The following is an 18,707-nucleotide window of genomic DNA, read 5'->3' on the forward strand; positions in this document are numbered from 1 at the left end:
TTGTCCTCTGGCTTCTTGTCTTTCCTAAGACCACCCCCCCCAACCCCCCTTGGGGCCCAGTTCGGCCAGCAGGTCCGTAAGGCTCTGGGGGCCCCGGGCGTTGGCGAGCACGACCTGGTGGTCCGCCGCCACGAGGATCCTGGCCAGGGTCGATCCGATCCGGCCCGTTCCGATGATGCCGATCCGCATGGGGGCTCCTCAGGTGGGTGCGGGGGGTCAGCCGGGTGTTCAGTCCATTCCGATCCAGACCGACTTGGTCTGGGTGTAGCTCTCCAGGGACTCGGGGCCGCACTCGCGCCCGTAGCCGGAGGCCTTGTAGCCGCCGTAGGGCACGGCGGGGTCGTACTGGTTGTAGCAATTGACCCAGACGGTCCCGGCCTTGATCTGCGAGGCGACCCGGTGGGCGCGCCGCAGGTCCTTGGTGTGGACGCCGGCGGCGAGGCCGTACGCGCTGTCGTTGGCGATGCGTACGGCGTCCTCCTCGGTGTCGAAGGGGATGATCGACAGGACGGGTCCGAAGATCTCCTCCTGGGCGATCCGCATGCCGTTGTCCACGCCGGTGAAGATGGTCGGCAGGAAGTACAGGCCTTCGGAGGAGGCCCCTTCGGGGGTCCAGCCGGTGCCGCCGACGCGCAGGTGGGCGCCTTCCTTCTCGCCGACCTCGATGTACGAGCTGACCTTGTCGAACTGCCCGCGGTGGGCGAGCGGTCCGAAGAGGGTGTCCGGGTCGCGCGGGTCTCCGGGCCGCAGGGCGGCCGCGCGGGCCACGAGCCGTTCGACCATCTCGTCGTGGATCGGGCGGTGCAGCAGCAGACGGGAGCCGGCGGTGCAGATCTCGCCCTTGTTGTAGTAGATGCCGAAGAAGGCGAGTTCCTCGGCGGCGTCGAGGTCGGCGTCGGCGAAGACGATGTTGGCGGACTTGCCGCCGAGCTCCATCGTCACCTTCTTCAGGGTGCCGGCCGCCTTGCGGATGATCGACTGGCCCACGGAGGTGGACCCGGTGAAGGCGATCTTGTCGATGCCGGGGTGGCCGGTGAGGGTCTCACCCAGTTCCACGCCCGGACCGGTGATGACGTTCAGCACGCCGTCCGGGATTTCCGCCTCCTGGAAGAGCTCGGCGATCTTCAGGGCGGTGAGCGGGGTGGCGGGCGAGGGCTTGTGGACCACCGTGTTCCCGGCCGCGAGGGCCGGGGCGATCTTCGTCATCGACAGCAGCAGCGGGAAGTTGAAGGGGGTGATGGCGCAGACCACGCCCAGCGGTTCGCGCAGGGTGTACGCGAGCTGCCCGCCGGCCGGGGCCCGGGAGGAACCGTCGACCCGGGTCACGGCTCCGGCGTAGTAGTGCATGAGCTGGGCGGCCATGGGGGCGTCGACCGTGGAGGAGAAGGCGAACGGCTTGCCCATGTCCACCGTCTCCAGCAGGGCGATCTCCTCCAGGTCGCGCTCGATGAGCTCCCCGACCCGGTTCAGCCGCAGCGCGCGTTCCTGGGCGGACAGTCTGCTCCAGGGACCTTCCTCGTACGCCGTACGGGCGGCGGCCACGGCCGCGTCCGCATCCGCGGCGGCCGCCTGGGCCACCGGCACGATCTCCTGGCCGTCCACGGGGCTGATGTCCGGTTCGGTACGGCCGTCCCGGGCCGGGACCCAGGTGCCGCCGATGAACAGTTTCCCGGGGTTGGCCAAGGGCTGGTCGCTGAGCGCGCGCTTGGTCATGGCTGTGGCTGCCTTCCGGTTTCGGGTGCGAGGGGCAGGGCGCTGGGGGGCGTCTCGGCAAGACGCCCCCTCCGACTAGCCCTGCGCGAGCTGACGTAAGAACGTCTCCGCGAGGGCCTTGGAGGAGTAGGGGTTCTGGCCGGTGGTGAGCTTGCGGTCCACCACCACGTGCGAGTCCCAGATCGCGTCGGCCTTCTCGTAGCGGGCTCCGAGCCGGGTGAGTTCGGCCTCCAGGATCAGCGGGAGCCGGCCGGCCATGTTGGTGACGAGCTCCTCGCTGTGCGAGAAGGCGGTCATCCGGTAGCCCGCGAAGGGCCACTGGCCCTCGCCGTCGCGCAGGGCCAGCAGGGCGGTGTGTCCGTGGCAGACGGTGGCCAGGGGCTTGTCCTGGGCGATGGCCCAGCGCAGGATCTGCGCGAGCTCGTCGGACTTGGGCAGGTCGCCGATGGCCCCGTGGCCGCCGCTGATGTAGATGCCGTCGTAGTCGGCGATGTCCTTCTCGCCCAGGGTCTCCAGGGCGATCGGGTTTCTCAGCTGCGGGGTGTCCTCTATGACGCGGCTGTACTCCAGGGCGCTGGCCGTGTCCGTGTCGGCGGAGCCCTGGGGGCGGACCCACTGGAGGAACTGGGGGTCGATGCTGGTCGCGTCGACCGTCGGGGTCTGCCCCCCGATCGTCGCCACGTCCACCGTGTGGCCCGCGTTCTTGAAGAGGGTGTAGGGAACGGCGAATTCCTCGGCCCAGAAACCCGAGGGGTGTTGTTCCCCGTCCAGCAGATGAAGCGTGGCCTTGGCCGTCATGACGACGAGAATCTTCATGACTCTTCTCCTTCTTCCGGATGTTCCGGCTGCGCTGGATTCGCTGCCGATTCAACACGCCCCCCGCTAGGGGCGTAAGGGGGAGACGTCAGGCACGCGATACTTCGTCACGTGCGTCCAACGCCGAGATGATGGTGCGGAATTCACCGACCAGGGGGTGGTCGGGATGGGCTTCGGAGAATATGCGCTCCCCGTAGAGCGCGGCCATTTCCGGAACGTAGGGCAGGATTCCGGCCAGCGGGGTGCGGTAGACCTCCTCGGCCCGGCGCCGGGCCGCCTGCCGGTCGATGCCCTCGGGCGCCATGCTCATCACCAGGGTCCGCCGGCAGGCGAGCCGGCCGGTCAGGGCGATGGTCTCCTCGACGCCGAGGAGGTCGATCCGGTCGGCCCTGGCCATGATCAGCAGGACGTCGGCGCTGGCCATCGCGGTGACCGACTCGTTGTTGAGCCCGGCATGGGTGTCGAGCAGCAGGACGTCCAGGGCGTGGTGCAGGGCCAGCCGGTCGAAGCCCTCGGGCAGCAGCCCCACGTCGTAGCCGGTGGTCATGAGCTCCCGGAGGGCCGCCGTCCCGGTCCGCGCCGGTACGACGTACAGGCTCCGACCGCAGCCCGTGACGACCTCCTGGGCGGCGGCCTCGATCTCGCACCGGCCGAGCAGGTAGTCGGCGAGCGAGGGGCCGGGGCCGAGCCGGAAGAGCAGGTCCAGGGTGGGCGACTGGATGTCCGTGTCGATCACCCCCACCCGGCGGCCCTCGGCCGCGAGGAGCAGGGCCAGGTTCGCCAGCACCGAGGACTTTCCGGTACCGCCGCGGTACGAGTGCACCACGATGGTCAGGGTCATCAGGCCACGACCTGGCGGTCGGCGCCGTCCGCGTGCGGCCCCCGCGCCGCGCGTGGCCGGTGCAGGGCCAGCATGGTGACGTCGTCGTGCTGTTCGGCCGTTCCGGTGTGTTCGCGTACCGCCGTGTCCATGCGCTGGACCACCTCCCTGCCGCTCACCGGAGGACCGGAGAGCAGCTGCAGCATCCGCTCGTCGCCGAGGAAGCCGCCGCTGGGGCAGCGCGCCTCGGGCACTCCGTCGGTGAACACGAAGAGCGTGTCACCCGGGTTCACCTGGGCGTAGCCGAGCGTGTACACACAGTCCGGGAGCACCCCGACGGCGGGCCCGGTCACCTCCAGCGCGCGCGGCTCGCCACCGTCGGCGTCCAGCAGCAGCGGCGGGTTGTGGCCGCCGTTGATGTAGACGAGGGAGCCGGTGAGCGGGTCGAGCACCCCGAAGAAGAGGGTGGCGAAGTAGCCCTGCCTCAGGTGGTTGCGGGTCAGGTAGCCGTTGGTGGCGGTGACCGCGTTGAGCAGCGGCGTGGCACCCACCACGGGGATGCGCCGGCTGTTGCCGGTGCGGCCGGCGGCCACCAGGTGCTGGAGGCCGCTGTTCTCGGCGGTGTGCCGCAGCAGGGAGCGGATGAGCGCCATGAAGAGCGCGGCTCCGACCCCCTTGTCGCAGACGTCGGCGACGACGAAGGCCAGGCGCCTGCCGCGGGAGAGCTCGAAGACGTCGTAGAAGTCCCCGGCGACCTGCCGGGCGGGCCGGAAGCACACGTCGATCTCCCAGCCCTCGGGGATCGGCAGCGATTCCGGCAGGAAGCCGGCCTGGATCTCGCGGCCGATCTCCAGCTCCTTCTCGTATCCCATGAGTTCGGCGCGGGCATCGGCTTCGCGCAGGGTGCGGCCGAGTCCGGAGCGCTCCGAGCAGCTGTGCAGCCGGGCCCCGACGAGGGCGGGCAGGAAGGGGGGTACGAGGTAGTCGTGCCCGATCCGGACGTGTTCCTCCAGGGCGGCGAACTCCGTCACGGTCCAGACGACCACGATGGGGGCGCCGGCCCAGCGGCGCAGCCGGCGCACGGCGGTCCGCACGGACTCTCCGTCGGCCTGGGCCGGGGCGAGCAGCACGTCCGCTTCGGGCAGCTCCTCCAGTGGGCCGGCCAGCAGCTCGGCCAGCGTGCGCGGGACGAGTTCCGCGCCCATCTCCCCCAGGGCTCCGAGGAGTTCGAGGGGTGGCGGCGGGTACTCGTCGAGGATGATCACGGTCGTGGAGGGCATGGGTCCGTCCCCTCAGCCATCACAGTCAGCGTGCTGATGTTGCGGCCGTCCCTGCGTACGTAGTCGAACTCGTCCACGCTGGTCAGTGCGAGGTGGATGCCGAGTCCGCCGATCCGCCGCCGCTCGGGAGCGGTGTGCGGCTCGGGCGGCAGTCGCCCCTGGACGGGGTCGAAGGCCGGGGCGCGGTCCTCGATGGAGATCCGCACCCGGCCCGGCCCGGAGCGGCCCCGGACGGTGATCCGTCCGTCGCCGCCCCGGTACCCGTGCATCACGATGTTGGTGGCCAGCTCGTCCACCGCCAACCGGATGCGGTACGAGGCGCCCTTGCCCAGTCCCGCGCTCCCGGCCAGCCGCAGGACCAGCGCGGCGATGTCGCCCAGTGCCCCCAGGGTGGCGGGCACTTCCAGCTCGGCGGACATCCTCGCCGTCTTGACGGCCTCGTCCATCGGACTCAGTCGTCGGAGAGCACGATGCTGCGGTCGAGTCCGGCCGTCCGGATGGTCCGGGACACGGGCTCGATGGCGCCGACCACCTTGATGGTGACGTGCTCCCCCACCTTCTGCTGGGCGAAGACCAGGGAGCGCAGTCCGGCGCTGGCCATGTAGCCGACGCCGGCCATGCGGATCTCGACGGTGGTGGTGCCGTGGCCGGCGGCCTTCTCGATGGTCTGGTGGAAGTCCGGCGCGGTCTTGGCGTCCAGTTCGCCCTCCAGCTCGATCACGGTGGTGTCGCCCTCGATGCTCAGGGACACGGAAAGCGGCATGTCAGGTCTCCTTCGGTGCATGGGCCGGAGCCCGGCCGTGGGCATGAGCGGCCGTGGGCCGGGGCCCGGCCGTGGGCTAGAGCTCGGCGTCGGGCGTGCGGCCGACCAGGATCACGACCGAGCGCGGACCGATCAGGTACTTCCCGGCGTTCTCCAGTTCGAGTTCGGCGCCGGGGGTGCGGATGTCGTACGGGGCCTCGGCCCCGGTGTCCGCGAAGAGGTGCCAGCTGCGGCCGCCCGGGAGGGCGGGCAGTTCCAGGTCGTGCGCTTCCCAGTGGGAGTTCATGGCCGCGTACACCACGTCGTCGTCACCGGTGCCGCAGCGGGCGACCGCCAGCAGCCGGCTGTCCGGCGACCAGTCGGGCTGCCAGGCCCGCTCCCCGTGCCAGCTGATGTCGGGCAGCCCCAGGCTGTCCCGGAGCTGTCCGGTGGGGTGCGAGGTGGAGCGCAGCTCGCGGTGGTGCTTGCGGAAGGCGATCATCTCCCGGGTGAACCTGAGCAGTTCGGAGTTCTCGTCGACCTGGCTCCAGTCGAACCAGGACAGTTCGTTGTCCTGGCAGTACGTGTTGTTGTTGCCCTGCTGGGTGCGCGCCACCTCGTCGCCGGAGAGCAGCATCGGGATGCCCTGGCTGGTGAAGAGGATGGCCAGGGCGTTCTTCATCTGGCGCAGCCGCAGCGCGTTGACCCCGGGGTCGTCGGTCGGTCCCTCGGCCCCGCAGTTCCAGCTTGCGTTGTCGTTGCCGCCGTCGTTGTTGCCCTCGCCGTTGGCCTCGTTGTGCTTGTCGTTGTACGAGACCAGGTCGGCCAGGCTGAAACCGTCGTGCGCGGTCAGGAAGTTGACCGATGCCGAGGTCCCGCGGGTGGAGTAGAGGTCCGGCGAGCCGGCGATGCGGGTGGCGAGTTCCCCGGTGATCCCGGGGTCGCCCTTGAGGAAGCTGCGTACGGTGTCGCGGTACTTGCCGTTCCACTCCGCCCAGCGGCCGTACGCCGGGAAGTTGCCGACCTCGTAGAGGCCGCCGGCGTCCCAGGCCTCGGCGATGAGCTTGGTGTGCCGCAGCACCGGGTCGTAGGCGAGCAGTTCCAGCAGCGGCGGGTTGGGCAGCGGGGTGCCGTCCGGGGAGCGGCCGAGGATGGCCGCGAGGTCGAAGCGGAAACCGTCGATGTGGTAGTCGGCGACCCAGTGGCGCAGGCAGTCGAGGACGTAGTTGCGCACGACGGGGTGGTTGCAGTTGACGGTGTTGCCGGTGCCGCTGAAGTTGAAGTAGTACCCCTCGGGCGTGAGCATGTAGTACGTGGCGTTGTCGAGCCCCTTGAAGGAGATGGTGGGGCCCTGCTCGTTGCCCTCGGCCGTGTGGTTGAAGACGACGTCGAGGATGACCTCGATGCCGGCCGCGTGCAGGTCCTTGATCAGGGTGCGGAACTCGTCGCCCTGCATGCCGTAGCGTCCGGTGGCCGCGTAGCCGGCCTTGGGGGCGAAGAAGGAGACGGTGTTGTAGCCCCAGTAGTCGAAGAGCTGCTCGCCGGTCTCCGGGTTGGTGCGCGGGTTGTCGCTCTCGTCGAACTCGAACACCGGGAGCAGCTCGATGCAGTTGATCCCGAGCTCCTTCAGGTACGGGATCTTCTCCCGCAGCCCCGCGAAGGTGCCGGGGGCGGTGACCTGCGAGGAGGGGTGCCGGGTGAAGCCGCGCACGTGGGTCTCGTACACGACGAGGTCCTCGGCGGGGATGCCCAGCGGGGTGTCGTCGCCCCAGTCGAAGTCCTGGAGGCAGACGCGGGAGCGGTACTGGTAGCCGCGGCTGCGGTCCGGCTCCACGCCCCACACGTCGCGGCCGGCGATCAGCCGGGCGTACGGGTCGGAGAGCACCTGGCGGGCGTCGAAGCGGTGGCCGGTGACGGGGTCGTAGGGCCCGTCGGCCCGGTAGCCGTACTCGATGTTCTCGTGGTCGAGGCCGAAGACCGTCATGGCGAAGACGCTGCCGGTGCGGAATTCCTGGGGGAACTCCAGCTCGGCCATCGGCTCGGGCTCTCCGCGCTGGTAGATGACCAGGGTCATGGAGGTGGCCTGGTCGGAGAAGACGGAGAAGCTGACCCCGCCGGGGACCACGTTGGCCCCGAAGGGGAACGGTTTGCCGGCGCGGACGCGGTACCCGCCCACCTCGTGGGTCGGGTACGCGTCGACGCGCAGCACCTGTTCGGACGCCGGCTCGCTCATCGCGCGGCCTTGGCGGCCGTCTTGGCGGCTTTGGCCGCGGCCGCCTCGGCCTCGCCGGTGGAGAAGAAGTCGAGGAAGCCGGTGGCCGACATGACGAACCGGACTTCCTCGCTCACCCCGTAGAGGGTGACGGCGACCCCGGCGTGCTGGGCCTCGCGGTAGACGACGAGCAGGGTGCGCAGCCCGGCGCTGGAGACGTAGGTGACGGCCGTCAGGTCGATGCGCAGCGGCCTTCCCTCGCGGACCAGCGGCAGCAGCGTCTGCAGCAGCGATCCGGAGGTCTCACTGTTGATCTCGCCGGTGGCGACGAGTACGGTGCCCGCCTTGTTGCGGCGTTCCTTCACGTTCAGGGTCATTGCTTTCCCCTCTGAGTGGGGCGCCCCCGTTGAGCGCTACTGGGCGGTCGGGCGCAGCCGGACCTTGACCTTGACCCGGCCCTGGACGTCGGGCAGCCGGACGGTGAGTCCGTCGGCGTCGAAGTCCGTGTACGGCTTCTCGTCGATCTCGACGGACGCGATCCGCACCGAGCCGGCGGGGAGCAGGTCGGGCGAGACGCGCAGCACGCGGTCGGGCAGGTTCGTCGGGTCGGGCTGGAAGTGGAAGTCCATCTCCCGGCCGTTGATGAGCAGGTTGTTGTAGACGGCGGACAGGTAGCAGAGCTCCGCCGAGTGGTACATGGACATCGAGTGGCTGCCCTTGAGCCGCTCGGTCCCGAGCAGGTACGGGGTCCCGCTCGCGAGGACGTTGAAGTAGACGGCTCCCTCGTCGTGGTCGAGGAAGAAGGTGTTGTAGAAGGCCTCCGCCTGGCGGGCCTCGCGCAGGAAGCCGTCACCGCCGACGGTGCCGTTCAGGATGAGGTAGGCGAGGATCGCCTGCTCCTGCTGCCACCAGGCCTTGCGGTCGTGCCAGGCGAAACGATACGTCTCCTCGTCGCCCGACTTGACGCGCTCGACCACGTCGTACCAGCCGCCGCGCTGCACGTCGCTGCCGACGGCCGGCATGATCTCGCCGATCTTGCGGGCGAGCTCCTCGTAGGCCGGCTTGGCCTTCAGCGAGTTCATCCGCATCAGGTTCCAGGCGATCTTGAGGTTGTGACCGACGACCGCGCGGTTCTGCTGCCAGCTGTGCGCGGTGTCGTGGGACCAGTCGCGGAAGAAGCGCTCCTGGACGAAGGGGCTGTTCTTGTAGTCCGGGAACTTGTCCGCGATCGTGTCGAAGGTGTACTCGAGGAAGTCCGCGTAGCTCTGCTCCCCGGTCGCGAGGTACAGGTTGATCAGGTACGCGGGGGCGTGGTCGCCGACCGAGTTCCAGTTCTTGCGCTCCGCGTTCTCCCCGAGGGACTCGTGGTCGGCGCTGAAGAGGATCGGGTCGATGTGCGAGTAGTAGCCGCCCTGCTCCGGGTCCTTGAAGAACTTGTCGAACAGCCGGATGGTGGCGTCCGCGTCGTTCTTGATCCGGATGTCGCCGGTGACCCGGTAGGTCTGGATCGGGCCGGCCAGCGCGTAGATCTGCTCGTACATCGGGATCGCGTCGTAGTCGTCGGAGAACTCCGAGGTGAACAGCTTGCGTTCGCTGTCCCCGTCGACGCTGATGCCGTGGTACCAGAAGACCACGTCCTCCTCGCTGTCCACGACGCGCATGTGCTTGCGCAGGTACTCGGTGCCGCGCTCGGCGACCTCCAGGTACTCGTCCTTGCCGGTCAGCAGGTAGGCCGAGGCCATGCCGTAGACCAGGCGGGAGATCGTGTCGGTCTCCTGGACGTGGCTGGCGGTCTTGTCACCGCCGAGCCGGATCTCGGTGCGGTACTCGGTGAAGTCCACCGGCCCGTCGCCGAACTGTGCCCGCTTGTAGAAGTCGGCCAGCGACTCGATCTGCTTGATCCACCAGCTGGGCTCCTCGAAGCGGTAGTCCTCGGCCCCGCGGCCCAGGAACACCAGGCGCTTGGCCTCGAAGCGGCCGCCCTGCTCGGGGTAGTGCACCCCGTAGACGTAGAGGAAGCGTCCCGGCGAGAGCATCTCGTCGATGTGCCCGGAGGCGTCGATGTACGGCTCGTCCAGGTTGCGGACCAGCTCGGCGCTGGGGTCCCCGGCCAGGGAGACGTCGAACTCGCGGCCGTCCGAGGTCTTCAGCCGCAGCAGCCGGGACCCGGAGTCGAAGCGGCCGACGTAGCCGGCGATCGTGTCGGAGAAGGAGAAGCTCACGGCGTCCGCCATGTCATGCACCGTCCTTGTCGTGTTGACCGTGTTCGTCCTCGAATCCCTGGCTGACCTCGACGATCACCCCGTCCGGATCGCGGACCCACACGGTCCGCCACCCACAGATGAAGTCGTCGAAGTCCAGTGGTCCCAGGGTCACTTCGGCCGCTTCGCCTAGCGTGGCCAGGAAGCCGTCCACGCTGTCGGTCTGGAAGGCCAGGTGCCGCATCCGGCCCGGCGCCGCCGGCCCGTCGTGCTGGGGCGTGTCGGCCGGCTCGGTGCCCGCCGCGAAGAGCTCCAGGTACACGTCCCCCTGGCGGAGGAAGATGATCTGTGCGTCTCCGAGGTCGACCACCCGGGCCCGGGTGAAGCCGAAGTACCGGGTGTAGAAGTCCTCGGTGGTCTTCTGGTCGGCGCAGTTCAGGCCCACGTGCGACCAGACCATCGGGGCCATCAGGCGGTGCCCTGACGGCTCTGGTCCCCCTGGGCCCGCGCACCCCGACCGGCGGCGATCAGCTCGATGATCCGGCGGGCGAACAGGTGGTGGTGGGCCCCGGTGCGGCCGGTGACCAGGTCACCGTCGACCACCACGTCCTCGTCCACGTACTCGCCGCCCATGTTCCGGACGTCGCCGATGAGGTTGTTGTGGCAGACGACCTTGCGGCCGCGCACCTTGTCCGGGATCGAGGCGGCCAGCCACATGCCGTGGCAGATGATCCCCTTGAGGACGGTCGGCTCCTCGAAGGCCCGGCGCAGCAGCTCCGTCGCCGGGGCCAGCACGTCCACGTCCTCGGTGTAGCGCAGCCGGTCGGCCACCATGCCCGAGGGCACGATGATCGCCGCGTACCGGCGCAGTTCCTCGTCGCTCAGCCCCTCCAGGGACTTGTCGGCGGTGAACGGCGCCCGGTACTCGTGCCCGGAGAAGGTGATGGAGTCGTTGCCCCACAGCCGGGTCAGGAAGTCGACCTCGGCGCCCTCCTCCGCGAACCGGTGGCCGTAGTAGAAGATCTCCGGCTCGTAGAAGTCGCTCTCGACCAGGACCGCGATCCGGGTTCCGGTCAGCGCACCCTCGCGCAGGACCACATCAGGCACGGGACACCCCCTTCAGGAAGTCCGCCGCGCGCTCGGCGATCATCGCGATGGCGGTGTGGCAGTTGCCCGAAGGCACGGCGGGCATCACGCTCGCGTCGACGACGCGCAGGTTCCGTACGCCGTGCACCCGCAGTTCGGGGTCGACGACGGAGAGGTCGTCGATGCCCATGCGGCAGGAGCCGGCCTGGTGGTGGTAGCTCTCCGACTTCTGCTTCACGAAGGTGCGCAGGTCCTCGTCGGACACGTAACCCGGTCCCGGCTGGAGCTCCTGCTTGTACCAGGGCGAGAAGGCGGAGGTCGCGAAGAGCTCCCGGGCGGTCTTGACGCCCTGGACCATCCGCTCCAGGTCCCAGCGGTCGCCCAGGTAGTTCGGGTGGATCAGCGGGTGGGCCAGCGGATCGGCGCTCGCCAGCTTGATCCAGCCCCGCGAGACGGGACGGACGACGCCGGGCAGGATGGACACGGTGTTCGGGTGGTCCTGGCCGACGATCACGTCGAACGGCACGTGGACGAAGGCGATCTGCAGGTCCGGCGCGGGCAGTCCCGGCCGGGAGGAGAGGAACAGCGCGCTCTCCGACAAGTTCTGTGCGGGCGGCGGCAGTTCCTGGGTGACCTCGGCCATCAGCCCGGTCAGGACGTGGTTGTGGAAGTTCTCGCCGACCCCGGGCAGCTCCGCGACCGTTCCGATGCCGTGCTCGCGCAGCTGCTCGGGGTGCCCGATCCCGGAGAGCAGCAGCAGCTTCGGCGATTCGATCGCCCCGGCGGCCACGATCACCTCCCGGCGGGCCCGTACGGTGTGCGGCCCGGGCTCGCTCGCGGTGCTGTGTCCGTCCCGCACGGTACGGCCGACCATCTCGGCAGGGGCCTGGAGCTGGACGTACTCCACGCCCGTGCAGGTGTCCCCGTCGAAGAGCAGCCGGGTGCTCTGCGCACTGGTGCGCAGGGTCAGGTTGGAGCGGTCGAGCGCGGGCTCCAGGTAGGCCGCGAGGACGCCCTGGCGGCGGCCGTCGGCCACGTCGATGTGGTGCCAGCCGGTGCCGAAGAGTCCGCGCCGCGGCCCGTCGGTGTTGAAGTCGGCGATCTCCTCGTGGCCGAGCTCGACGGCGGCGTCGATGAAGGCGCGGGAGACCGGGTTGGGGCCGTGCCGCCCGGCGTGGGTGATCCGCTGCGGCCCGCGGGTGCCGGTGGTCGGCGCGGTGGCGTCCTCCTGGCCCTCCAGCAGCGAGAAGTAGGGCAGTACGTCCTCGTGCGCCCAGCCGGCCGCGCCCTGGTAGGCCCAGTTGTCGAAGTCCGAGGCGTGGCCCCGGATGTGCATCATGATGTAGAGGTTGCTGCTGCCGCCGGGGGCCTTGCCGCGCGGTTCGTAGGTGCGGCGGCCGTCCAGGCCGGGCTGCGGGACGCTGGTGTAACCCCAGTCGACGGGCCCGCCGAGCAGCTTGTACCAGGAGGACGGATCGTCCACCTCGGGAGGGATGCGGCCCGCTCCCGCCTCCAGGACCAGGACGCTGACGTCCGGGTCCTCGGAGAGGCGGTTCGCGAGGACGCTGCCGGCGGTGCCGGATCCCACGATGATGTAGTCGTACTCGTCCACGGCCATCGCGCGCCCCCTCAGCCCTGGCCGAGCACCTGGAAGGGAACCGTGTCGTGGTAGTTCGCCATGTAGGCGATCTTTCCGTCCACGATCCGGAAGAAGTTCATGACCTCGGCCTCGATCTCCTCCCCGGAGGGGGTGACCGCGGTCAGGTGGGAGACGGCCGCGGCCTTCTCCCCGTCGACGAGGAAGTGCACGGGCTCGTTGCGGAAGACCCGGTACATGGTCCCCATGCCCTTCATCATCGACCGCAGCGTCTCCAGGCCCTCGATGTGGCCGGCGAGCTGCTCGTCCATGACCTGGTCCTCGGCGAACAGGTCGCACCAGCTGTCCCAGTCACCGGCGTTGGCGTGCTCGTAGTACTTCTGCAAGATCTGCCGCGCGTCCATGGCGCTCATCCCCCTACTGGTCCCTGCGGGTTCCGTCCGGGGCGAAGGGCGCCCAGAACTGGCTGAAGGCCGTGGCCGTGTCACCGAACAGGCCGTCGTGGCCCTCGACGATCCGGCCGTCGCGCCAGCGCATGAAGTGGAAGACCGGGTAGTCCATCCGCTCGTACGGGGACCCGCTCGAGGCGTCGGCGCCGCCGCGGACGGCGACGTTGCGGCAGACGTCCGCGCTGCAGTCCTCGCCGACGAGGACGGCTTCGATGTCCATGCGGAAGGTGCCGCCCGTGAGCTTGTGGGTCTGGCCCATCAGCTCCAGGAAGGCGTCCAGGCTCTCGTACCAGCCGGCGAGCGGGTGGTTGCCGGGGACCTGCCAGCGCAGGTCCTCGGCGTAGTACTCCAGGATCCTGGCCCGGTCGCCGGAGCCGAGGGCGCGGTACGCCGCTTCGACCCGCTCCCGTGTCACTTCGGTCATCGTCGCTTCTCCTTCGGCGCTCAGAGGGAGGCGGAACCGGGCATGGGCGCCAGTTCGTTGACGGTGTACTGCCGGATCAGCGGCCCGTCGGGGCCGGCGACCACGGTCCAGGTCTGGTCGGCGTCGAAGCCCAGCCACACGCTGCGGGCGGCCGGCGGGTCCCAGATCTTGGCCTGCCAGTTGACGAGGACCCGGACGATCGCCCGGTCGCCCTCGATGACGGGCTCCACCTTCGTGACCGTGTGCACCTCGTCGAAGAAGCGGTTCGTGACCGCCTCGTACCAGCGGCCGAAGCCCTGGTGGCCGAGGAAGGTGTCCTCCGGGACCTTGAACTCCAGGTCCTCGGTGATCAGGGCAAGCACCTGGTCCGGCTGGACGTGCTGGTCCAGGGCCACGTACCACTTCTCGGCGAAGGCGCGGATCGCGTCCTCGGTCAGCCGCTCGGCGGGCATGCGGTCTCCTCCTGTCTGTGGCGGTGTCAGATGTGTATGTCCACGAGGAACGGCCCCGGGTGGGCGAGCATCCGGCCCACCGCGGCGATCGCCTCGTCGGGCTTCTCCACCCGCGTCCCGCCCGCCCCGAGCGACCGGGCCAGGGCGGCGAAGTCGATCTCCGGGTGCGAGAGGTCGAAGGAGCCCGGGAAGCCGTGCTGCGGAATCTCCCGCTCCCGCCAGTACTGGGCGATGTTGTCGTCCAGCAGCCGGTACTTGCGGTTGTTGCAGACCACGAACTTGGCCTCGATGCCGTGCCGGGCCGCGGTCCACAGCGCCTGGTAGGTGTACATCGAGCCGCCGTCGCCGGCGAAGCCGACGACGAGCCGCTCCGGCCGGGCCAGCTTGACGCCGACCGCGCCCGGGAAGCCCACGCCCAGCGAACCGCCCCGGGTCAGGTGGTAGTCGCCCGGCCGCTCCGGCGGCAGGTAGCGGGTGACCAGCGGGGAGGTGGTCAGCGCCTCGTCGAAGACGATCAGGTCCCCGCCCGTGCGCTCGGCCAGGGTCCGCAGGAAGACGGCCATCGGCGAGCCGTCCGCCTCCATGGCCTCCCGCTCGGCCAGGCCCGTCCGCACCCGTTCCCGGGTCCGTGCGTCCAGCCGCCCGGCCGCCGCCGCCCGCTGCGCGGGGGTGAGCAGCCGTTCCAGTACGCCGGCCAGCGCGCGCAGCGCCTGCCGGGGATCGGCGGCGAGCCCGAGGTCCACCGGATGGTTCTTGGCGATCTCGTAGGCGTTCAGGTCGATGTGCACGACCCGCGCGCCGGCCCGGAAGGGGCTCTCCAGCTCCGGGAACACCTCGGGGAAGACGTAGGTGCCGACGATCAGCACCCCGTCCGCCTTCCCGATCAGCTCCTTGCTGTGCGGGCCGAACATGTGGCCCGTCTGACCGCGGCGCAGCGGGTGCGAGGCCGCGATGTTCACCTCGGAGGAGTCGACCTCGTACACGTCGGCGCCGAGCAGCTCGGCGACGGCGACGAGTTCGCGCTGCGCCCCGGAGAGCGCGACCCCGTCCCCGACGAGGACGACCGGCCGTTCGGCGGAGGCCAGCAGCTCGGCCGCCCGCCCCACCGAGGCGGCCGAGGGCGCCACGTCCGTGAGCGGCACCGTGGCGGGCAGCACGAGCTCGGAGTTGAGCTCGTCCAGCACGTCCATCGGCAGCGCCACGAACACCGGCCCGCGCGGCGGGGTCAGGGCGATCTTCACCGCGCGGCGGATCGTGCGCAGTACGGAGTGCCGGTCGGTGACCCGGGTCGCGTACTTGGTCACCGGCTTCGCCATCGCCACGAGGTCGGACGCCATCTGCGCGTCCATGGCGTCGTAGCGCACCCCGGCGTCTCCGGCGACCACGACGAGCGGGGTGTGGCCGCGCAGCGACTGGTAGAGCATCCCGATGCCGTTGCCCAGCCCCACCCCGGAGTGGAGCTGGAGCAGCGCCGCCCCGCCGGTGGCGCGGGCGTAGCCGTCGGCGATCCCGGCGGCCACCGTCTCCTGGAGGGCGAGGACGTAGTGGAAGTCCTCCGCCGCGTCGACCGCGTCGAGGAATCCCTGTTCCACCGTCCCCGGATTTCCGAACATGACGTTCAGGCCGTCGGCCTTGAACTGGTCGATCAGCCTTTCCCGTCCGGGAGTGGCTCCAGAACTCATCGAACTCCCCCTCCTTTTGCGTACCGTCGTTCCGGAGTTACCGGAGTTACCGGAATTACCAGCCGTACCGGGTGAGACCGTTCTCCAGGACTTCCACGATCTTCTGCCCCGTGAGATACGAGTCGGGGGTCGAACGACCGGTCACGAACGGGAAGTCGACGATGACCGAAAGGGGGTGACCGAAATTCCCGTGGTACGCGCCGCGCGGCCCGGTCGCATCGCGCAGGATGTACTCCAGCGGATACGGCGGCGGCCCCATGTTGAAATCGGTGCCGAGGAATCCGGTGCCGTCCTTGTAGTCGTACTCCTTGCAGTGGCCGGTCACGTGCTTGCCCCAGATGATGCTGCGGCGGTCGCCCCAGTCCCGGGCGAAGGCCAGGCAGGCGACGCCGTAGCACTCGGCCGCGACCACCTTGCCCGCGTTCTTGAAGGCGAGGATCAGGGCGTGCACGCGCTCGTTGTTGGCGAGGTCGACGATCGGACCGCTGCCGCCCACGATGAGCACCGCGTCGAAGCCGGCGATGTCGGCCTGGAGCTTGTCCAGATCGCGGTGGTACTGCTCCAGCTTGGGCAGATAGGCCGAGTCGCTCGTGTACGGGCGCTCGGGGGCCCACGCTTCGATGTCGAGGGGGGAGTCGAGCCGGCTCGACTGCTCGAACTCCCGGCCCAGCCGGGCGTTCTCCTCGGTGGTGACCGAGCGTCCCAGCGGAGGATCGATGTAGTTCGCGTCGAGGCTCGGCGGGAGAGCGTGGGCACGCTTTCCGGTCGGCGTGGCGAATACGACTTCATAGCCCTGCTCGTCGAACTGGGATACGGGGCCGATCAGTTCTTCGGCCCAGTAACCGTGTTCGGAGACAATGACCAGAATCTTTCTGCTCACGGATTCCTCCAGGCGCCGCCTGTTGTCGTTGGCGTCCCCCACACTGGCCGCGCCCGGGGCTGCCGTCAAAGCGCTGGTATGCGACTTCGTGAGGTAGTCGACCAGCTCGTGGGGGCACCTCAGGAAGTCGTCCGGCGAGGTCATGAAGTAGCCGAAGGACTACCTGACTTCGGCCGAATCCCTGAACCGTCGCCGGGGCTCCGCCTTATGGTCTGGACGCGCCGTGAATCACGGGCGCGCTGCAATCACGGGCGCGAAGCACGAGAGCGCGAGAGAGGGACGGGGACGATGACGATGGACCTGTTGTGCACCCACATCGAGTCGATACGTCCGGTGAAACCCGGCACCGAGGGCTGCGAGGAGTGCCTCGTCTCCGGTGACGCCTGGGTGCACCTGCGGATGTGCCTGAGCTGCGGACACGTCGGCTGCTGCGACTCCTCGAAGAACCGTCACGCCACCCGGCACTACGGGACCACCGCGCACCCCATCGCGGCCTCCCACGAGCCCGGCGAGGACTGGGCCTGGTGCTACGCCGACAAGCTGATGCTGGACCCGGCGTGAGCGCGGCCCCGGAGAGCGCCGCCGCCGGCACCGCGCCGACGAGCACCGCGTCCACGAGCACGGCGTCCACGAGCACCGCGACCGCGAGCGCCGAAGCCGCGGCGCGCGCGGAGAGCCGCAAGCCCGTCATCCTGGCCGTGGACGACGACCCGCAGGTGCTGCGCGCCGTCCGCCGCGACCTGCGCAGCGCGTACGGAGACCGCTACCGGGTGCTCGGCGCCTCCTCGGCCGCCGACGCCCTCAAGATTCTGGACTCCCTCGACGAGCGCGGCCACGACCCGGCGCTCTTCCTCGTCGACCAGCGGATGCCGGACGTCACCGGGGTCGAGTTCCTGCTGGAGGCCGTCAGCCGGTTCCCCGACGCCCGCCGCGTGCTCCTCACCGCGTACGCCGAGACGGACGCGGCGATCACCGCCATCAACCGGGTCCGCCTGGACTACTACCTGCTCAAGCCCTGGGACCCGCCGCACGAGCGGCTCTTCCCGGTCCTGGACGATCTGCTCTCCGACTGGCTCGCCACCTACCGCCCGGCGTACGACGGGATCATCGTCGCGGGTCACCTGGTCTCCCCCGGCACCCACGCCGTCCGGGACTTCTTCACCCGCAACGGCCAGCCCTTCCGCTTCCTCAACGTCGAGCGGGACCCCGAGGCACTGACCGTGATCGCCGCCGCCCAGCCCGACGCCGCGCTGCCCCTGGTCCGTTTCCCGGACGGCTCGGTGCTCTCCGCGCCGACGGACACGCAGCTGGCCCAGCGCCTGGGGCTGGCCACCACCGCCTCGCGCCCGCACTACGAGTGCGTCATCGTCGGCGCGGGCCCGGCGGGGCTGGCGGCCGGCGTCTACTCGGCCTCCGAGGGCCTGTCCACGCTCATGCTGGACTCCCGCGCCCCGGGCGGCCAGGCGGGCACCTCCAGCCTGATCGAGAACTACCTCGGCTTCCCCTCGGGCCTCTCCGGCGGCGACCTGACCCGCCGCGCCACCATCCAGGCCTCCCGCTTCGGAGCCGAGATCCTGCACCCGGTGGAGGTGACCTCGCTGACCCGTGACGACCCGGCGAAGATCCTGACCCTGGCGGACGGTACGGAGATCAGCGCCGAGACGGTGCTCCTGGCGACCGGGGTCTCGTACAACCGCCTGGACGCCCCGGGCGCCGACCGCTTCGAGGGCGCCGGGCTCTACTACGGCGCGGCGACCACGGAGAGCTCGGCGTGCATCTCGCAGCACGTGTTCATCGTGGGCGGGGCCAACTCGGCCGGCCAGGCCGCCGTGCACTTCGCCAAGTACGCCGCCCGGGTCACGATCCTGGTCCGCGCGGCCTCGCTCGACGACAGCATGTCCCGCTACCTGATCGACGAGATCGAGCGCACCCCCAACATCGAGGTGCGGGTCCGCACGACGGTCGTCCGCCTGCACGGCGAGGACCACCTCGAACGGCTGACCCTCCACGACTCCGAGACCGGCGAGGACAAGGAGATCCCGGCCCGCTTCATGTTCACCTTCATCGGCGCCCGCCCGCACACGGGGTGGCTGGCCGGGGTGGTGGAGCGGGACGAGTACGGCTTCGTGCTCACCGGCTCGGACCTGATCTCCAACGGCGGCGAACTCCCGGCGGAATGGAGCCTGGAGCGCGCCCCGTACCCGCTGGAGACCAGCGTCCCCGGGGTCTTCGCGGCGGGGGACGTACGGGCCCACTCGGTCAAACGCGTCGCCTCGGGCGTGGGCGAGGGAGCCATGGCGGTCTCCCTGATCCACCGCTACCGCTCGATGGGCTGAGAGCGAACAGCGGCCGG

General features: G+C 70.0%; 20 protein-coding genes. 2 read left to right on the forward strand and 18 right to left on the reverse strand.

The window, feature by feature from the left end:
- Positions 1-24 precede the first annotated feature (24 nt).
- From ACFRU2_RS09565 to ACFRU2_RS09650, 18 genes are all read right to left on the reverse strand, one after another.
- Positions 25-189, reverse strand: a complete 165-nt coding sequence (locus ACFRU2_RS09565; protein ID WP_382969879.1) for an NAD(P)-binding domain-containing protein — start codon at positions 187-189, stop codon at positions 25-27.
- 39 nt (positions 190-228) lie between these two features.
- Entirely contained in the window at positions 229-1,713 is a 1,485-nt protein-coding gene (locus tag ACFRU2_RS09570; RefSeq protein ID WP_382969881.1) for an aldehyde dehydrogenase family protein, read from the reverse strand.
- A gap of 75 nt (positions 1,714-1,788) precedes the next feature.
- Positions 1,789-2,529, reverse strand: a complete 741-nt coding sequence (locus tag ACFRU2_RS09575) for a type 1 glutamine amidotransferase domain-containing protein (RefSeq protein WP_382969883.1) — start codon at positions 2,527-2,529, stop codon at positions 1,789-1,791.
- 88 nt (positions 2,530-2,617) lie between these two features.
- A complete protein-coding gene (locus tag ACFRU2_RS09580) occupies positions 2,618-3,370 on the reverse strand; it encodes a P-loop NTPase (protein ID WP_382969886.1) in 753 nt (250 codons plus the stop codon).
- A complete protein-coding gene (locus tag ACFRU2_RS09585) occupies positions 3,370-4,629 on the reverse strand; it encodes a PP2C family protein-serine/threonine phosphatase (RefSeq protein ID WP_382969889.1) in 1,260 nt (419 codons plus the stop codon). Before ACFRU2_RS09585 ends, ACFRU2_RS09580 begins: the two co-directional genes overlap by 1 nt.
- Entirely contained in the window at positions 4,611-5,075 is a 465-nt protein-coding gene (locus tag ACFRU2_RS09590; RefSeq protein WP_250741372.1) for an anti-sigma regulatory factor, read from the reverse strand. The genes ACFRU2_RS09585 and ACFRU2_RS09590 overlap by 19 nt, the downstream gene beginning before the upstream one ends.
- Before the next feature lie 5 nt (positions 5,076-5,080).
- Positions 5,081-5,392, reverse strand: coding sequence for an STAS domain-containing protein (locus tag ACFRU2_RS09595; protein ID WP_382969892.1), 312 nt, complete (start codon positions 5,390-5,392; stop codon positions 5,081-5,083).
- Positions 5,393-5,468: 76 nt separating this feature from the next.
- Positions 5,469-7,604, reverse strand: coding sequence for a glycogen debranching protein GlgX (gene glgX / locus ACFRU2_RS09600; protein WP_382969895.1), 2,136 nt, complete (start codon positions 7,602-7,604; stop codon positions 5,469-5,471).
- Complete coding sequence (locus ACFRU2_RS09605; RefSeq protein WP_382969897.1) at positions 7,601-7,960, reverse strand: STAS domain-containing protein; 360 nt, start codon at positions 7,958-7,960, stop codon at positions 7,601-7,603. The genes glgX and ACFRU2_RS09605 overlap by 4 nt, the downstream gene beginning before the upstream one ends.
- Before the next feature lie 36 nt (positions 7,961-7,996).
- Complete coding sequence (locus ACFRU2_RS09610; RefSeq protein ID WP_382969900.1) at positions 7,997-9,817, reverse strand: AGE family epimerase/isomerase; 1,821 nt, start codon at positions 9,815-9,817, stop codon at positions 7,997-7,999.
- 1 nt (position 9,818) lies between these two features.
- Entirely contained in the window at positions 9,819-10,253 is a 435-nt protein-coding gene (locus ACFRU2_RS09615; RefSeq protein ID WP_382969903.1) for a VOC family protein, read from the reverse strand.
- Complete coding sequence (locus ACFRU2_RS09620; RefSeq protein ID WP_382969906.1) at positions 10,253-10,891, reverse strand: DJ-1/PfpI family protein; 639 nt, start codon at positions 10,889-10,891, stop codon at positions 10,253-10,255. Before ACFRU2_RS09620 ends, ACFRU2_RS09615 begins: the two co-directional genes overlap by 1 nt.
- Positions 10,884-12,488 (reverse strand): GMC family oxidoreductase, encoded by a 1,605-nt coding sequence (locus ACFRU2_RS09625; protein WP_382969909.1) that lies wholly within the window; start codon positions 12,486-12,488, stop codon positions 10,884-10,886. The genes ACFRU2_RS09620 and ACFRU2_RS09625 overlap by 8 nt, the downstream gene beginning before the upstream one ends.
- An 11-nt stretch (positions 12,489-12,499) precedes the next feature.
- Positions 12,500-12,880, reverse strand: a complete 381-nt coding sequence (locus ACFRU2_RS09630) for a nuclear transport factor 2 family protein (RefSeq protein ID WP_382969912.1) — start codon at positions 12,878-12,880, stop codon at positions 12,500-12,502.
- 4 nt (positions 12,881-12,884) lie between these two features.
- On the reverse strand, positions 12,885-13,340 hold the full coding sequence (locus ACFRU2_RS09635; protein WP_274547901.1) for a nuclear transport factor 2 family protein: 456 nt from the start codon (positions 13,338-13,340) through the stop codon (positions 12,885-12,887).
- A 20-nt stretch (positions 13,341-13,360) separates the two neighbouring features.
- Positions 13,361-13,792 (reverse strand): nuclear transport factor 2 family protein, encoded by a 432-nt coding sequence (locus tag ACFRU2_RS09640; protein WP_250741355.1) that lies wholly within the window; start codon positions 13,790-13,792, stop codon positions 13,361-13,363.
- Between the two features lie 26 nt (positions 13,793-13,818).
- Positions 13,819-15,474 carry a thiamine pyrophosphate-binding protein gene (locus ACFRU2_RS09645; RefSeq protein WP_382969915.1) on the reverse strand — a complete coding sequence of 552 codons (1,656 nt, stop codon included), beginning with the start codon at positions 15,472-15,474 and terminating at the stop codon, positions 13,819-13,821.
- A gap of 55 nt (positions 15,475-15,529) precedes the next feature.
- Positions 15,530-16,354, reverse strand: a complete 825-nt coding sequence (locus ACFRU2_RS09650) for a type 1 glutamine amidotransferase domain-containing protein (RefSeq protein ID WP_274547903.1) — start codon at positions 16,352-16,354, stop codon at positions 15,530-15,532.
- 288 nt (positions 16,355-16,642) lie between these two features.
- Between ACFRU2_RS09650 and ACFRU2_RS09655 the strand changes: the two genes are divergently transcribed.
- Entirely contained in the window at positions 16,643-16,915 is a 273-nt protein-coding gene (locus ACFRU2_RS09655; protein WP_266910459.1) for a UBP-type zinc finger domain-containing protein, read from the forward strand.
- Between the two features lie 131 nt (positions 16,916-17,046).
- A complete protein-coding gene (locus ACFRU2_RS09660; RefSeq protein ID WP_250741551.1) occupies positions 17,047-18,690 on the forward strand; it encodes an FAD-dependent oxidoreductase in 1,644 nt (547 codons plus the stop codon).
- Positions 18,691-18,707 lie beyond the last annotated feature (17 nt).

The organism is Streptomyces sp. NPDC056883, from assembly GCF_042788835.1.
GTDB lineage: Bacteria > Actinomycetota > Actinomycetes > Streptomycetales > Streptomycetaceae > Streptomyces > Streptomyces stoeckheimensis.